This window comes from Bacillus toyonensis BCT-7112 (assembly GCF_000496285.1).
Taxonomy (GTDB): domain Bacteria; phylum Bacillota; class Bacilli; order Bacillales; family Bacillaceae_G; genus Bacillus_A; species Bacillus_A toyonensis.
In genome coordinates this window covers 4,681,397-4,699,153 of sequence record NC_022781.1, presented here as the reverse complement: position 1 = coordinate 4,699,153, position 17,757 = coordinate 4,681,397, and the positions used below count along the sequence as shown (strand labels likewise).

The window sequence follows — 17,757 nt, the reverse complement described above, 5'->3', positions numbered from 1 at the left end:
TTATGCTTAAATATCTTCTTTGTAGATTGCTAAACCAATTGGATTAAATGGTGTTGCTTTCGCTTGTGTCATAGGACAAACTGGCGTTGTTGGTAATGTGTAACGATATAATTGAGCCATTTCATAAGCGCCTGTGATTTCAGAACCAATAACCGGTGCTTCGTTAAATGTAACGGTCTTATCTTCTGCATTGTATACATAATCCGTTTTTTCTACTTCTTTACATGAAATGAATAATCTTAACGTTTCTCCCTTTGGCTTATGTTCTAAATGAAATACTTTACGGTGTCCGTCACCTTGTCCAAGTACTTCATCTACAACTGTTTTTTCAATTTCTAGTTCATCGGCTTGCTGGATATTCTTCGGATGAACTGCATAAACATCATCTAGTTTTCCAACATATCCATCGTTTGGATGAACAATATAAATTTGAGATAAATGATATTTACCACTATAAACCGATGGGTTAAAGCGTCCTTGTCCACTATCTACTGACATATCATGAGTAATGAAAGCTAAATAATGGTGTTGGTACATGGCTCCTGTGCTTGATTGTGATAATTGAACCGTTTCGTTTCCGTTTGATGTATCAGAACCGTAATCAAGTGGCGCATTACCAATTTTCTTATTTGGTGAATAAACAAATTGGTCGCCTGGTCTGCAGCCGCTTAGAATAATCATGTTTTTTCTTGGTGCAACATCGAATGTATATAATTTTCCGATATACAGCGGAACAAATAATGCACGAACTGGATTTGGTGTTGGATCGACACGCATAAACATAATTAAGCGGTCCTTGTTTGCGTTCCCATACAGATAAACAACAGAGTCGCGATTTAATTCTTTAGAGAAACGCTGCTCCGGTGTAAAACTAATTGATGTATAAGGGGATGGGTTCACAAAATTAATCGTAGAATATACTTCGCCCATAATACTTTCCATCTTTTGTACATCGAAACTTGTTTTTGCCGTTAATGTATCCAGTGTTCCGTCTTCTTTTGGTAATAAGAAATAAATACCGCTAATCTTAATTGTTGTATCTGCTGCAGGTGCGGTTTTAAATACAATTTCCGTTTCAGTGAACGAATACTCGCTAGGATCAACAATAGTATTATCCTTGTAAACTACGGTCCTACTTTCGTCAAAGTTAGGGAATGGCAATGCGAAGTTCTTTTTCGTTCCATTTCCTTTTCCTAATTCCCCTAATTTATCACCGGAAAGGATCTCTTTTTCAATAAAGTATCGATTGAAAGTAAATAGCAGCATGTCATTATTCGGTTCATATGTGTTGGTAGCTAATCTATATTCGCATGTAACTTTATCGCCTTTTGCAATAGCGGTAGTAAATGTTACTTTTCCTGTAGTTGCATCCACCTTATATTTACTCTTTTCTTGCTCAAACCCATTTACATATACAATGACAGAAGGGCCAAGAACAGGAGAAACAGGGATAGAGAAGTCTTTCTTTACTCCATCCCCCATCCCTAATTTACCTAGTGGAGAATCTGCAGAAATAAACCGGCTATCAGTGAAATCAGAATCCGCAGTATCATACGCATTTGCTATACCGAACCTTCTGCGTTCTCCATCACTTCCTAACGATTCAAACAACCTTACATCAATAAATTTTGAAATGCCGCTCTTGATTTGGAAAAATAGCGTTCGTTTCCAACCGTTATCAGCAAATAGTTTTTCTAATTCTTGCGGTAATGTTTGTAAATATACGACTTTATCAAACCACATATATGTACGCTCCTTTATACTGTTTTCTCAAAAATACCTAATCCAGCAGGACGATACGCCGTAGCAGGTCTTTTTGTAATTGGTGAAATAGCATCTACATTAAAGAATTTGTAAATGTCGTGTGAATCCGGACAAGTATTCTTTCTAACTTTTAATCTATCGCTATTTAATAGACCTAGCGGAGACAATAGGATCATATAAGGTAAATATCCACGTACACCTTCATCTGGATGCACAATATAAGCGCGAGAAGTATGTACTTTATTGCTATAAACAGACGGGTTAAATTGATATTTGTACTCGTCATTATCCTGCGATTGCCATGCTAGTGAATATTGACCGCCATCTTTACCAACGCGATCTGGTGGCATTGCATTAGGCGCTACATTCCAAGCAATAAAATGAGCCTGGTATCTTGCTCCTAATCGTGAACGTTTAATAATTACGTTATCAATACCATTACCAGGAGAACGTGGATAAGACTTCATGACAGGCATGTAATTTTCTACATTTCTATATGGTTTCGTATCGTTAAAATCGAATTTGTGTGATGCTGCTTCGTTCCCGGTATCAAATGCGGTTCCTGCCCATAATGCATCCCCTAATGTATCATCATTAGCGTAACTTTCTAATTGGCCCATATAAAGCGGAGTAACTGGAACTACATTGTTTTCAAAAGCTGGTGTATTATCTGCTTGTATTAATAAAACAACGCGACTTTCATCAACTTGGCCATTAATTCGCACTAATGAATCTGGCCACCAATTTGTTTGAGCATCGACACCTTGGATATTCGTATTTCGCAATGTTACTTTCACCCAAGGAGACATCATGACTTGTGTCTCTGCTTCATCATAAGAGTAAACTTTATATATACCGCCACTACTTGGATTTGTCTTTAGAGTAATTCCTATCTTAGTTAATTCCACATCTAATAATATTTTTTCAAATTTGTTAGGTTCATAAGGAAGAACAAGTACACCTTCATCAGCAACGCTTGGTTCTTTTTCAATCATGTAAACATAAAAGCAAGAACGATCCCGGCCACTTTCTAGACGTTTTTTACCGTCTTCGGCAAAAGCTTTCTTTCCTTCTTCATTTGTGAAGTTGTATTTAATCTCTGACTTTTTAAGTGACCATTTTGAAATTTGAGCAATCCCATAAATAGAACCGCTATTGTTCTTCACTAACATGTGCTTACTCATGCCAAATTCAAATTTTGTATCATCGTCAGATTTCTGTTCCATATCTGGATAAACAGCTTTGAAAAATGATTTTACTTTCTTCCATCCGTTAGCGATTACCAATTTAACAATTTCGTCTTGGAATTCGCCTTCTGTATACATTTTTTCAACGTATGCCATCTATTTCACGCCCCTAATCTCTTAATAATTGGTAATTAAGCCATATAGCTTTTTTCTCTGCAGATGCATTGTGGTATTCAAACTTTAGTTCTGCATTAGCAGGTATAGGTTTTACAATGGAGAAATTAAATCCCTCCGGCACATCTTTTACATAAACCTCTTTAAATACTTGTTGGCCATTAATAAATAAATTCCAGTAGTCCGAATCACTGTAATGTGAAGCAGCTACAGAAAAAGCAATCATTTCTGTTTCGAATGGTAATGAAAACTTATCTACATGAATTTCATCATGTATACCAACTCTTCGCCCTTGTATGAATGGCTCTGTTTTTGTTGGGAAGTAAGGTGCGTCGAATCTTCCACCAGCCATGTAAGTAACAGCAAAGCTCATCAATACGCCCCCTTATCTTAAAAAGTGCAATTCAAACCAAACTGTTTTATCAAGAATCCCTTGGTTATGGAATCGAAATACAATTGTGTCTCCTGCTTTTATCGCTTTATAAACCATAAAGTGCATACCTTCCGGGAGCCGCTTTGTATAAATATCTTGGCAAACGGTTTGTCCGTTTATGATTAAATCCCATTTATCATCTAATTCGTAAATGGATGAACTAACACTAATTGCGTAAATCTCCATATCTGCAGGTAATGTATATTTCTTTTCGTCCGTTTTAAATGATGTAGAATCCATAATGAAACCAGGTATGAATGGTTCTGGTTTAGTTGGATGAAAAGGTGGATCTAATCGGCCACCGGCTAAATAGGTTGTTTCAAACAAGAGCAATCACCCTTTTCTTGTATTAAAAAATTCCCGTGCATCATTACGACACATCGGGAATTGGTAAATCAGATAGTATACCGTTACCTTTATTAAGAAGTCGCGGCTGCACACGTTCCAATTGTTTTTGTGCATTATAAATTAATTGTATCTCCATCTCTTTTCCAGTTACTTTATGGGAGACAAGAACTTTTTCTAACATGCCATGTGCATTAAAAGCTAAATCATAGTGTAAATATTTATCTCCATCGACTGCAGATAAACGAGCGCCGTCACGAATAAGTGTATATCCTTCGGTCATGCCTTCTTTAAATACGTCGTTTGGATCATTCCCAGGCATTGGTTTACCACCGGTATATATTTGCCTATCGATTAATCCCTTCATCAAATACATGATTGGATCATATAAGTTTTTTTGCATTATCATAGAATCACCCCTAATTCACCCTCGTAACAGACCATGTTTTGGCTGGACGCTGGATATAATAGTGATTTGCGTCTTGATTTACCCGAGGAAATGATAAATCTGGTAAAGAACCATAATCAAATAAGATATTATTCTTCGTATCCAGTACTTGCAAACGTCCTGTAAGAATCCCTTTTGGGTTTCGTACTGCTTCAAATACGATGATATTCACGCCGTATTCAAGTGGAATATCAACATACGTCGGATTGTTCCGGATGAAATAATTTTCTTCGATTAATTTATCATTACAGTAAATATTTAATAAATCGCCATCCTCTAAATCCCAATCCCAAAGTTTTAAACGTAATGTATCTACATTTACTGTAATACCGGTTATATCTGTATAAGGAGCAGGTTCATACCCATAGTTAACAGTTAAATCTAAAGTTTGATAGAATCCATCATCTGCAGAAATCATTGTATTAATCCCTTTAACAAAGTAATTCCACTGTTGACCAGAATCTCTATTGTAAACAGAAATAACATCAAATAATTGAATTCTTGGATCACCAACTACTGCTACTGTTAATGTTCTGAACTTTTGAATTGCTTTTAAATGATAAGCTGCAGCAACCGCTCTTCTTGCAAAGAACGTTGTCGCCCAGGGAACTTCTATCATTTCCTCTCGTAAATCACCCTGCGATACATTTTTTAATAGAAACGAATTAAGAAATCCGTTTGCGTAATCTCCACATTTAACAACAATACTATTACTTATATCCTGGTCAGTTAGCTGCATATCTAAAGAGATAAGATTTTCCCCTTCTCTAAAACTAAACTTTGCAGGTTCGTTAATTGCATAGTCTGGCATTTTCATAAATGTACAACTTCCGTCTGGTTCGTGTTTAATATAGTGGAATGTTGTATCTATAATATCGCGGACAATTTCATCCCATTTTTGAAATCTCTTTCCTGTTGCTCCTTCTACAATCCAGCTCTGATTGGTTCCAGGAATATTTACTCTGTTACCGTGTAGGACAACTCCGGCTTTTTGGAAGAAGAACTTCACAACATCATAAACATTACCAGTAGGTGCAACAATTTCATCTGATCCAGGTGTTGGGATTACTGATTTATGTAAAACCTTCTTATAGGATGTAGTGCAGGTAACTGAAACCGTGCCGCTTTCGGCATTTACCTTCACATCAGATACAAAACCATGTATATAAGGTAATGCTTCCTCACCGTAGCCAATAGACACTTTAAATTCAGTCTGCGGATATAGCTGGTTTGTATTTGTTACCTCACTGTTATAAAACCATTCTGAAATAGAAGAGAACTTACCATACCAGTTATCAGGAGCCATTTGGCCGTATTCATTCGCAAAGGTAATAGTAAATGTACTAGCAAACTGATCTGAGTTCTCCTGCACTTCTAAGCCTATTACACGGTGTTGTATTTGTACGTAAGAAGAAGAGTCTCTTCTTTTCATATAAACAATTAAATTAGGGGAGTTATTCCCAACCTGGAAATAGCTCCCCAACATTCTAATTAAAGAAATAGATCCTTCTCTCACATTCCATCAACTCCTACTCCTGCTTGTGACATAGATATTAATTTGCATTTTGCTATGACTAGCGTTCCTTTTCGTATTGCATCTACTTCATTCGGCGGGATAATACCCCCATAGGTACCGTAATCACCTGTAATAATATGAGGGCGATATATTTCCCTCATGAACTCACGCCAATGACTGATATCGTTGAATAGAGCCGTAAATTCTACTTCACAACCTTTATTCCCCGCACTCTGGTAACGAGGGTATCCGTGCATGACATTATAAGTTTTTAAGCCATCTAGTGATTTCGGTAATTTTGTTTGTTCAATCTTTTCGATATTAGGTACATGCCCAAATGCATAGTAATGTACGTCGCGTATATATGCTACATCAGAGGAACCATAACCGATTGTTGTAAATTCAATCGTTTGTGGACCTGCACCTACAAAGATTTCTCTCGCTTCCCAATCATAAGGACCTCGTGCTCTGAATCTCTCAATCCCATTAACCCGAACAACAAAGTATTTATTCGGTAGCATTCCATCAGAACCAATAGGAACCTGGGACAAAAACGAAAAGTTATATGTCCCTGGCCATGAGAAATCAATGGTATATCTTATTGTGTCTTTTAACTCTGCAGCCTTTCCTAAGAGATGGTATGAACCAGCTCTTCTATGCAATGTTTTTAATATACTCATACATTTCGCACCGCCATTCCCATTAGATCATCAGCAACTACGTTTTGTAGCAGCTTTCTCATTTTTACAAAGTCGTCTGCAGATTGTAGTTTCTCAACAGCGACTTTAAATGTAGCATTTTGAATTGTTACACCATTATCCGTTTTCTTCTCAACGTGGGTTTGTCCAGCAAATGGATGTGCAGTTTTACCGATTAGATCAGCAGAACGTGCTCCCATTTGTCCAATTTGATTAGATACATCGGTTACTAGTTTCATTGGTTTAGGTGGAACAACAGCTTTATTTAATAGTTCAGAAGCTTTGTCTACTGCAGGAATCATTTGTTCCATCCCTACACCAAGACCTTCTGTAATATAGCCCCCGTATTCCATCATTAACCGGGATGGACTTCGAATACCAAAGAACTTTAATACGGCTTTAGGTATTCCCGAAACAACTCCTTTAGCTTTTTTTATAAGCCAATCTGCCATGCCGGACATACCTTCACCAATACCGGCAATAATATCTTTTCCCCAGCTAACTGCATCTTTTGCTACATTTTTCACTATAGAACCAACCTTACTAAATACATCTTTTACAGTATCTACAACCCCTGTAAATGCACCAGTGATTGCTTTCTTTATAGTTTTAAAGCTACTAACAATAAATTCTTTTATACCGCCAACAACATCGGTTATTGTGTTATACAATTTGTTGAAATTAGTAATTACAAACCCAACAAATTCACGTACTGCACTAATGATTGTGAACTTTATAAAATTCCATGCCACTTGAATAAAGTTTTTAACTGCATTCATCACGGAAGTAATTATGTCTTTAATGAAGTTGAATGCTGTTTGAACAGTATTTTTAATGAAATTCAATACAGTAACAAATACTGTTTTTATAAAATTCCATGCTGCAGAAATGATAGTTTTAATAACATTCATTACTGTTGAAATCACATTTTTTATGAATTCAAAAGCAGCACGAATAAATGTTTTCAAGAAATTAAGTACAGTGGTAAAAATCGTCTTAATGATATTCCACGCTGTACGGAATATAGTCTGCCATAATTTAACGGCTGTTAGGAATAGAGTCTTATAGAAGTTAAAAGCGCCTACTAAAATAGTTTTGATTAGGTTTAAAGCGAAAGAGAATACAGCTTTAATTGCATTCCAACCAAAGGTAATTATATTTTTCATTAAGCTGAAATAAAATTTAACTACTTTTACATAACCATCCCAAGCTTTAGAAAATATTTTACCTATGAATGACATTGCAGAACTGAATACCTTTTTCGTACCTTCCCAGAATCCAGAGAAGAACTTAGACAACCCATTCCAAGCGGATTTCGCACCTTTTACAGTTGCATCCCAACCTTTAGAGCAGGCATCACCAAGCCATTTAACTGCTTGTTTGGTGTATTTAACAATGTCATCCCAGTTTTTGTAAATTAAATATACTAATCCTACAATTGCTAGTATGGCAATCGTCCAAGGATTCATCAGTAAAGTCATCATGGATCTGCCCAATAGTGCTAGGGCTTTTCCTATTGCACCAAACATACCAATAAGTTTAGGGCCAACCTTTAACAATCCTGCAAATGCAGTACTTCCTAGAAAAGCAACGGCTCTTCCTATCATTCCGAACATACCTATTAATCTAGGGCCAAGTTTTAGGATCCCTGTAAATAGCATTGGTACTTTTGTTAATACTGGTACCAGGAATCTAAACGAGCCAACAAATGCACCTACTCCACTTGTCATAAATCCCATCATGGCAATTAACGGCCCTAATACAGCAACCATACCTAAAATTGCTACAATACCAATTTGGATTGGTTTAGGAATAGAACTGAATGCCTTTGCAGCAACTTCTACTGCTTTAATGATTGGAGGGAGTGCCACTTCTGCAATATCTAAAATAGCTTGTCCTAACGGTTCTAATGATGCCATTGTGGTACGAGTTAGTTTCTGCCAACGAACACCAAAAGCTTCTTGCTGCGTTTTCTGCATTTTTTTCATGCTGCCATCAACGTTTTGTAATGCACCATCGGCGTTATTTAGCCCTAATACAGCATCGGCACCCATGTCTTCCCATTTTGTACCGAATACAGCAACACCAAGTTGGTTTGCTTTTACTTTATCGTCCATCTTACCTAAATCACCTAAGACGGCATTAAATACATCTGCAGAAGTTCCTTTACCTTTATTGAAATTGTCCCAAACCTTTTGAGTTTCTGGGCTCATTTCTGCAAATGCTTCAGTTACACCTTTTGATCCATCTTGTACACGAATACCGAACTCTTTCACAAGGTCGTTTATGTAATCGAGATTGTATGAACCATCTTGCGTCCCATTTGCCATAATGGTAAACATCTCTTCTGCAGAAAATCCTGCTTGTTTAAATAAAGGCGCGTATTCGGAAATGTTATCAAACATTTCATTTGAGAAGTTTAAGCCTGCTTGTCCACCAGAAGCTAAAAGGTCAAATGTCTCTTTTGCATCTAAACCGAACTGATTCATAAGCTGTCCGGCCCCTCGTGTAACCTCATTAACATCCGTGTCAAAAGTTTTTGCAAGAGTCATAGCGTTCTGCGTAGCTCCCTGCATTTCATCGAAAGAAAGATTCTTCATGTTTTGACTTACTTGTATTACGGCTTCATCAACTTCTTGAATACTTTCTCCAAATCCATCTTTCCAGGTATCTTTTGCAACATTACCAAGCTCTTTTGTAGCTTCTTTTGATAAACCAAGTGTAGATTCTAGCTTTCTATTAGATGCATCAAAATCAGACGCTACTTTTACAGCAGCTGCACCAATACCAGCTAAAGGTAATGAAACACCGGCAGTCATATTTGCGCCTGTTTCTTGCATCTTGCTACCTACATGGCTAATTGATTCCCCTGCTTTTTGAAACTTATCATGCATTCCATTTGCAGTTTTTTGTACACGATCTTCGAATTGTTGTAAATCTTTATAAGCGCCTTCTGCTTTAATACCAATCGTTCCGAACAGTTGGAACATTTCAGCTAACATTTACGCACCCCCTTTCACGGGGCCGATAACCATTTTATTCTTCATCGTCTTCTTGGAAGTGAGCCATGATTTGAGCAGCATGCGCTTCACACTCTTCTTTCGTCCATACTTCACCCATTTCATAAGATGATTCTTTATCGTCCTGGGTGTCCGTTAGTCCAAAGGCTTGAAGATAATCATTAAAAGTAGTACCTTCTTCAAGTTGACGGGTTTGAAAGCCAATGAACGCCATCTTCTTCCACTCATTTAGTTCTTCTTGCTGCTCTTCTCGTGCAATTAAAGAAAACAGATCCATTAAACGCGAATACGGTATTGATAAGACATAATCATCTGTCCATCCATACCGTTTTTGGATCTTATCGAAAGCACGTAACATGTTTTGTTCGGCTTCCTCTAAATATTCATCTGAATTTTCGTTTAAGCTTGAATCGGAGCTGCTGCTGATTGGCTCCATTTCTCGCTCTGAACTTTCACGAGTCCCTTGACCTGGTTGAAAAAAGTCATTAAGTCTTCACTTTCTAATAGGCCCTGTATAACAGCAACCATTGCTTCCGGAGGGAACTGTCTAAATTCTTCGGCTTTCACTTTTAATAAACTAGCAAAGAACTCTGTAAAATCATCCTCACAAGCAGGGATCATCGTTAGAACACGGAAAGCGAATTCTAATCCTTTTTGTTGCTGCTTCTCTTTAAGTGCAACTAATTGTGCTTGTCTTTCTTCTTCTGGAAGAGATTTTGCTGCTTTAGTTAGTTCATCCATTGCTTGCTTATCCTTACCGAAATCAGCAAAGTTAACTATTGCGTTGCGTCCAACCTTCGAAATAATCTTAGCGAATCGCCAAACGTCCGTTACATTTAATCGTCGCATTGTTACTTTTTCACCTAAGATTGTAATTTCTGTACCGGTATTCATCATTTTTTCTAATATAGAAGTCATTTCGTCCGCTCCTTTTTTGTATTCAGCTCGTTTCATGCAATAGAAAACCGACTACCATTTATGCGGTAGCCGGTGCTTTTTGTACTGTTGCTTTCTTTTTCTTTGGTAAATAGATTTCGTATGGTGGTGTAGTTGGTGCAGATTCACTGTAATGGCCGATAAACTTACATTTCAAACCAACAGTTCCTTTACCGTCTTTTAGATCTACTTCAATAGATGAAACTACCATTGCATTACGAATTACAAAAATTACTGGTAACTCACTGCCCGAAATCATACCGATTAGTGCGATATCATGGTAATTCGAATCTGGAATATCATTTGAAGGTTTCATAATATCGTAATCTGTTTCAGTTGTACTATCTACCGTCATCCCTGGTAAAGCTAACTGCAGGTTTTCTTTTGTAAACTCTACTAATGTAAGTTCTACATGCGGTTCATCTTTTAATAACCACTTACCGCGCACCATTTTGCCTAGTACACCATCAATATCTGCATCATAATACTCACGATCAAAACCAACTTTTGTTCCGCCTGTAGTTGCTCCTACAAGTTCACCTAATTCTTTTACACTTTTAAACCCTTTGTACATGACACCAGGACCGATAACAAAATTATCTGTAGTCCCTTCACGGACACCGTTAATTAATTTCCAGCTCATTTGTCCTACCCCCTAATACAAGTCCGTTCGCATGGTTCGGACAAGAAATTTTACATTTATATGAATGATAGATGGGTCTTCATCTGGTACAGGGATACTACCTGCACGATGTATAGAAAGTATCCCATCATCTTTTAAACCGACTTCTCTATCTAGTAACTTCTCAATACGTGTAGCAATTGTATTTGCCTTATCATAATCCCCGTTATCACAATACACATCAAAATTAAGAATCATACGGGCTATAATTTCGACGTCATCCGGATTATTTGCTTCAATTCTTATAACTGCATAAGGCATGTTCATATCATCTTGTGCGGTTTGGAATGTAAGAGCAGGGCCTTTGTCCTCGCCTTCACCATATTCTGATAGATTAGCTTTTATTATTTCATCGTTCTCTACAAGCATTCTAATAGCTGCAATAGTGTTAGACATCTATTACCCTCCCATCATTCTTTTAAGTTCTCTACGTTCTTTTTCAAACGCTTTTAATAGGAATGGACGGGCTTCCATATGACTTGTACCAGTTTCAAGCCATATTGCTTTCTTCAAATCGCTCCCTACTGCACCCAATACCTCTGATTGTGACCGTTTAACATTGTATTTAATTGAATTTAACAAGTCACCGGTACGAACAGCAGGAGCTTCACCTGGTTTAGAAGCAGTATATTTTCGACTCGTATGAGGTATTTTGTATTGTTTACCGCTACGGCTACCCGTGAGATTCTTCTTAACTTGATTTTGTAAATGAATAGATGCTGCTGTGACTTTTTCAACACACATAGCGTTAATATGCGTCTTTATTTGCTCCATATTGCTTGAGTACTCAATTTCTACTGAATTAGCCATATAGATTCATACCTTTTCGCAATAAATTTCAATGTGGTGATTCATAAACGCAGGATTACGCGGTTCTCCTTTTACTTCAAACGTATAATCAACACCCAAATCTTCATTTTTGAAATGAATAAGATAATTGGGTTTAATTATGTAAGAAGCAGGTGCATATATCTTAAAGGTTGTATCGAAATTTTGTTTATCACGCTTAAATCTCTCATTATCAGCAGCAGAATTAGTAGTTACACGACAAGTCATATTCTCGTAAACGTCCGCTTCTATTTCTGCATAATTACCAGAGGATTGTTTCTTTTTTGATTTTCGTTTTACAACTACCTCATGAATATATAAATCATCCATCCCACCATCATCGAAATACATTTCGTTCATGTGGCCATCACCGGCTTAACTCTGGCTCTAAAACCTTTTAAACCATTGAGTATCTTATTGTTTGTAGCTGGTTCATCTAGCGTTTCTGGGCTAATCTGGTACGAATAATCACCAATACTCTCCGATGTCTTCATACCTTTTCGTTGTAAGTTAGCACGAACTACTGCAGAAACAACCAAATCAATAATACATTTCTTCATAAGTACCTGCAGATCATCATAATCTTGTATCTTATATTCGAATTCATATAACTGATTTTCGGATAAACCATAAACAATACGCCCATTTATAGTAATAGAATCGGTCATATCTTGTTTAGAACTAACATGAGTTACTTTTGCTATAGATTCAGCAGGAAAAGAAAGCCAAGCTAATTTACTTGTTTGGATGATTTCTTTCATTGGATTCTCCGGCTTAACTCTTAAATACTTCTTAGCAATAACCGCATAGTAATCTATTAGTTGTTGAATTACTGTATCAGGCATCTTTTGCACATTTACGCGGTCTTTAATGTCTTGTAAGGTAATATCCATTATGTTTCTTTCTCCTTCTTATCGACTTCTTTTACAAGTTCAAAATGTCCAGTGCTTACAAGGTAATCAGCTTTTTCGTTTGCAACTGTTTCTTCTTGGCCATTCTTAAACTTTTGTCCATAAGCGGTGTAAGTGCCACCGAATCGCAGCGTAACTACTTTCATAATTAACACCCCTTTCACGAATGCAAACTATTATATGAAAGTTTACATTCGTATTGTTGATTTTATTGGTTGTATCTCGTTTTCCATTAAAAACAAGAAAATATTAAAAAAGTATACATTCAAAACCCTAATAACAAAGAGTTTGTTTCCATAAAAAATACGCCTGGATATTAAGCTCCAAACGCATCCGGAATATTTGTTAGGATTGCTACTGCATCCATTTCTTGAATTACAGCATCATCATCAAAGTGAATTACATAGAATCGTTTATCTTCCATTACTGCAGCTTTACCTTCTGTTGTTTTACGGATACGAGTATCGTATGTATTAACTGCAATAAAGTTTTTAGGGTCTGCAAGAAGAATTACATCATCTGCTAAAGATGGCACTGTCACAATTCCATATCCCATTGGTTTATTAACTTGATCTCCTGCTCCAAGTAATGCAGCATCACCGGCACCTGTAGGACGATTTGTTAAATATTCAATCCATTTCTCTCTGCGGTTTGGAGACATAATCCAACGTAGATTACTATTTTTATATTTATTTGGCATTGCACCAGATAACGCAAAGATAGAACCTTTACCGAATCCATTAGCAGTTGCTGCTTCACCTGTACCAGTTACTAATTTAGCATGGTCCACAATATGTGATGCTTTTGATTTCTTGATTTTTTTCAACCATCCATCATTAATATTTAAGAATGGGTCGGAAGAATCTAGGTCACCATTCCAATGTAAGTCTTCAAGGTCAATACCGGTTTGAGTAGACATGAGTTCCATTACTGTATCCTCATAACCTTCACCTTCAATATTTTCACGAAGTAATTCTTCAGTAATTTCCCAAGGTAGACGAATTGGTTTTGTATTATATTCAATTTTTGATGTTTCCACACCGGCACGGTATCCATCATCGCTATTTTCTGTTTTCTTACGTAAGATACGGCCACCAATTGCGATTTTATCTAATTCACCCTGCTTCGCTTTACGCATTTCTTTACGGTGTAATTGTGAGAATGGTGTTGTATCAAACGCCATACGGAAGAATTCTTTACTTTGCTCCGGATTTAATAATCCTGCATTCATTCCACTTGTTGTCATTGCTGCCTTTTCAATACGATCTAAACGTTTTAATAGTTGTGCGTTAGTCATTGTCATAATAATAAATCCTCCTCTTACAGGTTAATCCCTGCCCATTTAGACTTTTTAATTGATTGTTGCCCTGGTGTGAATTCTTCGTCTGGGTCTAAGCCTTTACGAATAGAAGCAGCATTTTCGATATTCTCAAGACGTTCAGCAAATGGCGCTAATGCTTTTTGGATAACCGCTGCAACTTTCTCTTCATCTGTTTGCTCTTCTGGTGTCGGTTCTACTTCTTCGCCATTCACTTGCTTTTCAATCTTTTCTAATTTAGTAGCTAGTGGCTCTACTGCTTGTTTAACAATCTCTGCAATATCTTCTGCTTTCATTTCGTCTTCCTCCTGTGGTGAAGCTGCTTCTTTTATTTCAGTAATTAAAGCTAATGCTTCATCTAATTTTGTATGATTCTTTTGGGATAATACCTTCCCAGCTTTTTTAATACTTTCTAAAACAATGCTTTCTGCTTGTACACTGTCCTCTGATTTCGCAATGGTATAACCGCCTTTAATAGAAGAAAGTATGTCCTTCATATCATCAAGAGCAGCTGCCATACGGTCGATATCGGGGTTACTTTCCCAAATCTCCCAATAGAACACATCTTCAAATAAATTAAAAACAGCCCGCAAATCACGCTTTTGTTTTTCATCAACAAAGCGGTCTTTTACTTCACCTTTTGCGATTTTGTGAGTTTCACCTTTAACGAAATCTAGAATTTTTCGAATAAGGCCTTTATCTTCATGAGTAAAATCATCAGTCTTGGCAATTTCAACACGTTCACCAAATCCACCCATAGAAAAACCAGTGACTTCACCTTTTTTTATTTCTTCCCAGGTTTCTGCATCATCAACACGAACAGTCATAAGCCACGTTCCTGCTTTTACTTCTTGTTCGCCTACTGTCATATCACTTTTAGCAATCCAGTTTTCAACCACAGTCCCTTTACCAGCGATTTCATCATGTTGCTTGTCGATGTGTTGGTAATTTTCCATAAAGGTATAAGCAGCCTTTTCTATTTCTTCTGCGGTCATAATATCCCCATGTGAATCTTCTACATCTGGTTCATATACAACACCTGTAACAAGCTGCTTCTCTTCTTCTGTTTTAAGGATTGGAACTTGCTTTGATATATTAGGTTGTTTAGCAGATTCACTTTTCATAATGGCAAATTGACGACCGTTTGCGCCCTTTGTAACTAGTGAAATATAACTGATATTGGCGTTTTTTAGTTCGTATCCCATCGTTTTACCTCCTTCCCTATAAATATTGGGGTTCCACTGTCAAAACGCATAGCAGCCAATTTAAAGCCGTATACGTTTTGACGATGAAACCCCAATCAAATAGGTGTATTTTACTACTCTTCTGAAATCATAGTGCAGCGGCAATGTGGATGAGCTGGCGGACACATCTTTCCATTGCTGAATAGATCATCAATATCTACCGTTTCCCAATGTAAACCACCACATTCTTTACAAACACGCTCATCGTTTCCTGTAAGCCATGTTTTCGTGTTTCTATTTGCGCCCTTATAAGCAATTAAATTACCGTAGTTCATTGCATATGTTGTTTCTGTTCGTGCAATCATCATTGCTCTGTAGTTACTTGCTTCTGACATTACATCTGCAATAGAAACACTTAATGCATCGACACCCATTCCCTCACTAAGATTCTTTAACATAGTTTCTCTTAATCTATCTTTAGTGGTTTCATGGATTCCTTTAGCTAATTCAATAGCGTAAGCAGCAACCCATTTTGCAGCAACGTCACCAATTGGGTCTAATACCATCCAGGTTAAACCGTTTGATGCAATGGCACTTTGTACAAAGTCTGTTACATCATCCTGTAGGGTGTCTGTGACTTCATCGACAAACATTTGTCTTTCTTCATCCCAATCGACACTATCAAGAAATCCATCAACTTCTGCTTCATCAATTACAGGAACAAATTCTTCATCTGCTTTATTAATACGAATTACGGGAAGCAGGTTTAAGAGCCGTTTTCCCTGCTCGGAAAAAAATCCGCTACCTTCTTTTGCATAGCTTTCTCTACTTCTTCATGCTTTTCCCTAAATGTATTAATAGCAATTAAGTTATCTTGCTCATTATTTGCAGCTTTAGCAATTGGTTCAGGTGGAGAAGCTTCGGTTTTACCATCAAAGAATTTATCTCCTTCTGGTACAGGTTCATAACCTACTACTTTACGGGACTCATTCAGTTTTAATATTCCACCCTCATAACTGTCTTTTGCATACTTCAAATCTGCTTCACGATCATCCGTATCGATTTCATTTAATTTGAAATACCAATCTAAACCGCCTAGTATTTCAGCAAATACACGGAACAATTGATTATTTAATCGATGTTCTAATATTTCTTGTCCAGGTTCAATAATAGAACGCTTGTACATCTCGTTCATTTCTTTAGCAGTTGTTTGTCCTAATGAACCTGTCATAGCCCAACCAATACGATAAGGTGGTACACGATGGGCCACACATATCTCCATTGCGCTATCCTGCTTATATAAACGGAAACTACCTTCTTTTACGTCTGGACTGACTTTTTCTAACTTAGCTGTTGCTCCTGGTGGAACAGGAACCACGGCCAACTTATGATGTTCACCCTTAGTTTCTGCAGAGAAAAATGCTTTTAGTTCGTTTTCTGTTCCCTCATCTATTTCATCGACACCCTCAAGGAATAGCAGAGCGTCTGGAATTGTCTTACCTGTAAAAAAGTTTATATTGTAATCTCTCACTGCTTGAGATCCAACTATTGAACCGATAGAACTAACGTAATTAGGTATCCCATAATAAGAAGAACGAGAACCGAATTTACGAATAACAATTACTTCTCCGGCTTTTTCTGTTCCGTTTTCCGCAATATCTTCTGCCCCTAAAGGATTACCATCATCAAGACGAAACTCATCAGGATAACCGAACTTTTTAAACCATCGTTCTTTGTTACTTACGATTTGAGCAAAGCGAACTTTATCTTTATGAGCACGAACTGTATGAGCTGGAATGTGGTATAGTTCTGACGGTTCACCTTTGTTATTACGAACAACTTCAATAATGCCCCAGCCAACTGTTTCATAATCATCCCATACGGCCCTTATGATCTCGGAGCTTGTCATTTCCGGATTACAATTTCTCATAAAGTCTTTTAACCTTTTATATTGTTCCTGGCTCGCGGCTTCTTTTACTTCTTCAAAAGGGGCAAAGTCAAAACCAACACCAGCAATATCATCGACTTTTGCGCTAATACAAGCAGAATGAATAGGATTACTTTCCTTTATATCCAGTAGCACTGCCATATCATAAGGAGGTTTAATTAATCCTTTATCACTATATGTTTGAGCGAATGGATCAACTGCCATTTGCTTGCTGTTGTCTTCCTTGTTGTTCGGATCATCAGCCGATTTATTAATACCAAATACTTTTACATTCTTAATTGTTTTCTTATCGCTCATATCGTTTGTATGTCCTCCTTTCTTCTATTAATAAAGAGTAAAAGAAATAGCCGAACAATTAATGTCCG

The 17,757-nt window shown here is 37.1% G+C and carries 20 protein-coding genes; all 20 read right to left on the bottom strand.

Annotation, left to right across the window (positions count from 1 at the left end):
* Positions 1–6 precede the first annotated feature (6 nt).
* Positions 7–1,743, bottom strand: a complete 1,737-nt coding sequence (locus BTOYO_RS24025; RefSeq protein ID WP_000264171.1) for a hypothetical protein — start codon at positions 1,741–1,743, stop codon at positions 7–9.
* 14 nt (positions 1,744–1,757) lie between these two features.
* The gene (locus tag BTOYO_RS24020; RefSeq protein ID WP_000332085.1) at positions 1,758–3,107 is read right to left on the bottom strand and encodes a hypothetical protein; all 1,350 of its coding nucleotides are present in this window, start codon (positions 3,105–3,107) and stop codon (positions 1,758–1,760) included.
* A gap of 13 nt (positions 3,108–3,120) precedes the next feature.
* Positions 3,121–3,498 (bottom strand): hypothetical protein, encoded by a 378-nt coding sequence (locus BTOYO_RS24015; protein ID WP_000006649.1) that lies wholly within the window; start codon positions 3,496–3,498, stop codon positions 3,121–3,123.
* A 12-nt stretch (positions 3,499–3,510) separates the two neighbouring features.
* Positions 3,511–3,885, bottom strand: coding sequence for a hypothetical protein (locus tag BTOYO_RS24010; RefSeq protein ID WP_000464274.1), 375 nt, complete (start codon positions 3,883–3,885; stop codon positions 3,511–3,513).
* Between the two features lie 43 nt (positions 3,886–3,928).
* Positions 3,929–4,312, bottom strand: a complete 384-nt coding sequence (locus tag BTOYO_RS24005; protein ID WP_000605844.1) for a hypothetical protein — start codon at positions 4,310–4,312, stop codon at positions 3,929–3,931.
* A 10-nt stretch (positions 4,313–4,322) separates the two neighbouring features.
* The gene (locus tag BTOYO_RS24000; protein WP_001206682.1) at positions 4,323–5,867 is read right to left on the bottom strand and encodes a hypothetical protein; all 1,545 of its coding nucleotides are present in this window, start codon (positions 5,865–5,867) and stop codon (positions 4,323–4,325) included.
* Complete coding sequence (locus BTOYO_RS23995; RefSeq protein ID WP_016091061.1) at positions 5,864–6,547, bottom strand: hypothetical protein; 684 nt, start codon at positions 6,545–6,547, stop codon at positions 5,864–5,866. The genes BTOYO_RS24000 and BTOYO_RS23995 overlap by 4 nt, the downstream gene beginning before the upstream one ends.
* The gene (locus BTOYO_RS23990; protein WP_000879069.1) at positions 6,544–9,567 is read right to left on the bottom strand and encodes a phage tail tape measure protein; all 3,024 of its coding nucleotides are present in this window, start codon (positions 9,565–9,567) and stop codon (positions 6,544–6,546) included. Before BTOYO_RS23990 ends, BTOYO_RS23995 begins: the two co-directional genes overlap by 4 nt.
* 34 nt (positions 9,568–9,601) lie before the next feature.
* A complete protein-coding gene (locus BTOYO_RS23985; protein WP_002156368.1) occupies positions 9,602–10,021 on the bottom strand; it encodes a hypothetical protein in 420 nt (139 codons plus the stop codon).
* A complete protein-coding gene (locus BTOYO_RS23980) occupies positions 9,985–10,503 on the bottom strand; it encodes a hypothetical protein (RefSeq protein ID WP_000200741.1) in 519 nt (172 codons plus the stop codon). The genes BTOYO_RS23985 and BTOYO_RS23980 overlap by 37 nt, the downstream gene beginning before the upstream one ends.
* Positions 10,504–10,561: 58 nt before the next feature.
* Complete coding sequence (locus tag BTOYO_RS23975) at positions 10,562–11,164, bottom strand: hypothetical protein (protein WP_000118571.1); 603 nt, start codon at positions 11,162–11,164, stop codon at positions 10,562–10,564.
* Between the two features lie 12 nt (positions 11,165–11,176).
* A complete protein-coding gene (locus BTOYO_RS23970; protein WP_000072379.1) occupies positions 11,177–11,599 on the bottom strand; it encodes a hypothetical protein in 423 nt (140 codons plus the stop codon).
* Between the two features lie 3 nt (positions 11,600–11,602).
* Entirely contained in the window at positions 11,603–12,013 is a 411-nt protein-coding gene (locus BTOYO_RS23965) for an HK97-gp10 family putative phage morphogenesis protein (RefSeq protein ID WP_000024031.1), read from the bottom strand.
* Between the two features lie 6 nt (positions 12,014–12,019).
* Entirely contained in the window at positions 12,020–12,391 is a 372-nt protein-coding gene (locus BTOYO_RS23960; RefSeq protein WP_001004655.1) for a hypothetical protein, read from the bottom strand.
* Positions 12,388–12,924: a hypothetical protein gene (locus BTOYO_RS23955; protein ID WP_000355576.1), complete on the bottom strand. Its 537-nt coding sequence runs from the start codon at positions 12,922–12,924 to the stop codon at positions 12,388–12,390. The genes BTOYO_RS23960 and BTOYO_RS23955 overlap by 4 nt, the downstream gene beginning before the upstream one ends.
* Positions 12,924–13,088, bottom strand: a complete 165-nt coding sequence (locus BTOYO_RS27075) for a YqbF domain-containing protein (protein ID WP_000869883.1) — start codon at positions 13,086–13,088, stop codon at positions 12,924–12,926. The genes BTOYO_RS23955 and BTOYO_RS27075 overlap by 1 nt, the downstream gene beginning before the upstream one ends.
* Positions 13,089–13,258: 170 nt before the next feature.
* A complete protein-coding gene (locus BTOYO_RS23950; protein ID WP_000178928.1) occupies positions 13,259–14,245 on the bottom strand; it encodes a phage major capsid protein in 987 nt (328 codons plus the stop codon).
* Positions 14,246–14,262: 17 nt separating this feature from the next.
* Positions 14,263–15,465, bottom strand: a complete 1,203-nt coding sequence (locus BTOYO_RS23945) for an XkdF-like putative serine protease domain-containing protein (protein ID WP_000540217.1) — start codon at positions 15,463–15,465, stop codon at positions 14,263–14,265.
* A gap of 113 nt (positions 15,466–15,578) precedes the next feature.
* On the bottom strand, positions 15,579–16,097 hold the full coding sequence (locus tag BTOYO_RS23940; RefSeq protein ID WP_000496050.1) for a phage head morphogenesis protein: 519 nt from the start codon (positions 16,095–16,097) through the stop codon (positions 15,579–15,581).
* Positions 16,098–16,210: 113 nt separating this feature from the next.
* Complete coding sequence (locus tag BTOYO_RS23935; protein WP_001280907.1) at positions 16,211–17,689, bottom strand: phage portal protein; 1,479 nt, start codon at positions 17,687–17,689, stop codon at positions 16,211–16,213.
* Between the last annotated feature and the right edge of the window lie 68 nt (positions 17,690–17,757).

Excerpts from the sequence above, each read along its gene's own strand:
- BTOYO_RS24020 (WP_000332085.1), bottom strand. The coding sequence starts at position 3,107 with ATGGCATACGTTGAAAAAATGTATACAGAAGGCGAATTCCAAGACGAA.
- BTOYO_RS23935 (WP_001280907.1), bottom strand. The coding sequence starts at position 17,689 with ATGAGCGATAAGAAAACAATTAAGAATGTAAAAGTATTTGGTATTAAT.
- BTOYO_RS23990 (WP_000879069.1), bottom strand. The coding sequence starts at position 9,567 with ATGTTAGCTGAAATGTTCCAACTGTTCGGAACGATTGGTATTAAAGCA.
- BTOYO_RS24015 (WP_000006649.1), bottom strand. The coding sequence starts at position 3,498 with ATGAGCTTTGCTGTTACTTACATGGCTGGTGGAAGATTCGACGCACCT.
- BTOYO_RS23945 (WP_000540217.1), bottom strand. The coding sequence starts at position 15,465 with ATGGGATACGAACTAAAAAACGCCAATATCAGTTATATTTCACTAGTT.
- BTOYO_RS23995 (WP_016091061.1), bottom strand. The coding sequence starts at position 6,547 with ATGAGTATATTAAAAACATTGCATAGAAGAGCTGGTTCATACCATCTC.
- BTOYO_RS27075 (WP_000869883.1), bottom strand. The coding sequence starts at position 13,088 with ATGAAAGTAGTTACGCTGCGATTCGGTGGCACTTACACCGCTTATGGA.
- BTOYO_RS23980 (WP_000200741.1), bottom strand. The coding sequence starts at position 10,503 with ATGACTTCTATATTAGAAAAAATGATGAATACCGGTACAGAAATTACA.
- BTOYO_RS23950 (WP_000178928.1), bottom strand. The coding sequence starts at position 14,245 with ATGACAATGACTAACGCACAACTATTAAAACGTTTAGATCGTATTGAA.
- BTOYO_RS23940 (WP_000496050.1), bottom strand. The coding sequence starts at position 16,097 with ATGTTTGTCGATGAAGTCACAGACACCCTACAGGATGATGTAACAGAC.
- BTOYO_RS23955 (WP_000355576.1), bottom strand. The coding sequence starts at position 12,924 with ATGGATATTACCTTACAAGACATTAAAGACCGCGTAAATGTGCAAAAG.
- BTOYO_RS23985 (WP_002156368.1), bottom strand. The coding sequence starts at position 10,021 with ATGGAGCCAATCAGCAGCAGCTCCGATTCAAGCTTAAACGAAAATTCA.
- BTOYO_RS23965 (WP_000024031.1), bottom strand. The coding sequence starts at position 12,013 with ATGGCTAATTCAGTAGAAATTGAGTACTCAAGCAATATGGAGCAAATA.
- BTOYO_RS23975 (WP_000118571.1), bottom strand. The coding sequence starts at position 11,164 with ATGAGCTGGAAATTAATTAACGGTGTCCGTGAAGGGACTACAGATAAT.
- BTOYO_RS24025 (WP_000264171.1), bottom strand. The coding sequence starts at position 1,743 with ATGTGGTTTGATAAAGTCGTATATTTACAAACATTACCGCAAGAATTA.
- BTOYO_RS24005 (WP_000605844.1), bottom strand. The coding sequence starts at position 4,312 with ATGATAATGCAAAAAAACTTATATGATCCAATCATGTATTTGATGAAG.
- BTOYO_RS23960 (WP_001004655.1), bottom strand. The coding sequence starts at position 12,391 with ATGAACGAAATGTATTTCGATGATGGTGGGATGGATGATTTATATATT.
- BTOYO_RS23970 (WP_000072379.1), bottom strand. The coding sequence starts at position 11,599 with ATGTCTAACACTATTGCAGCTATTAGAATGCTTGTAGAGAACGATGAA.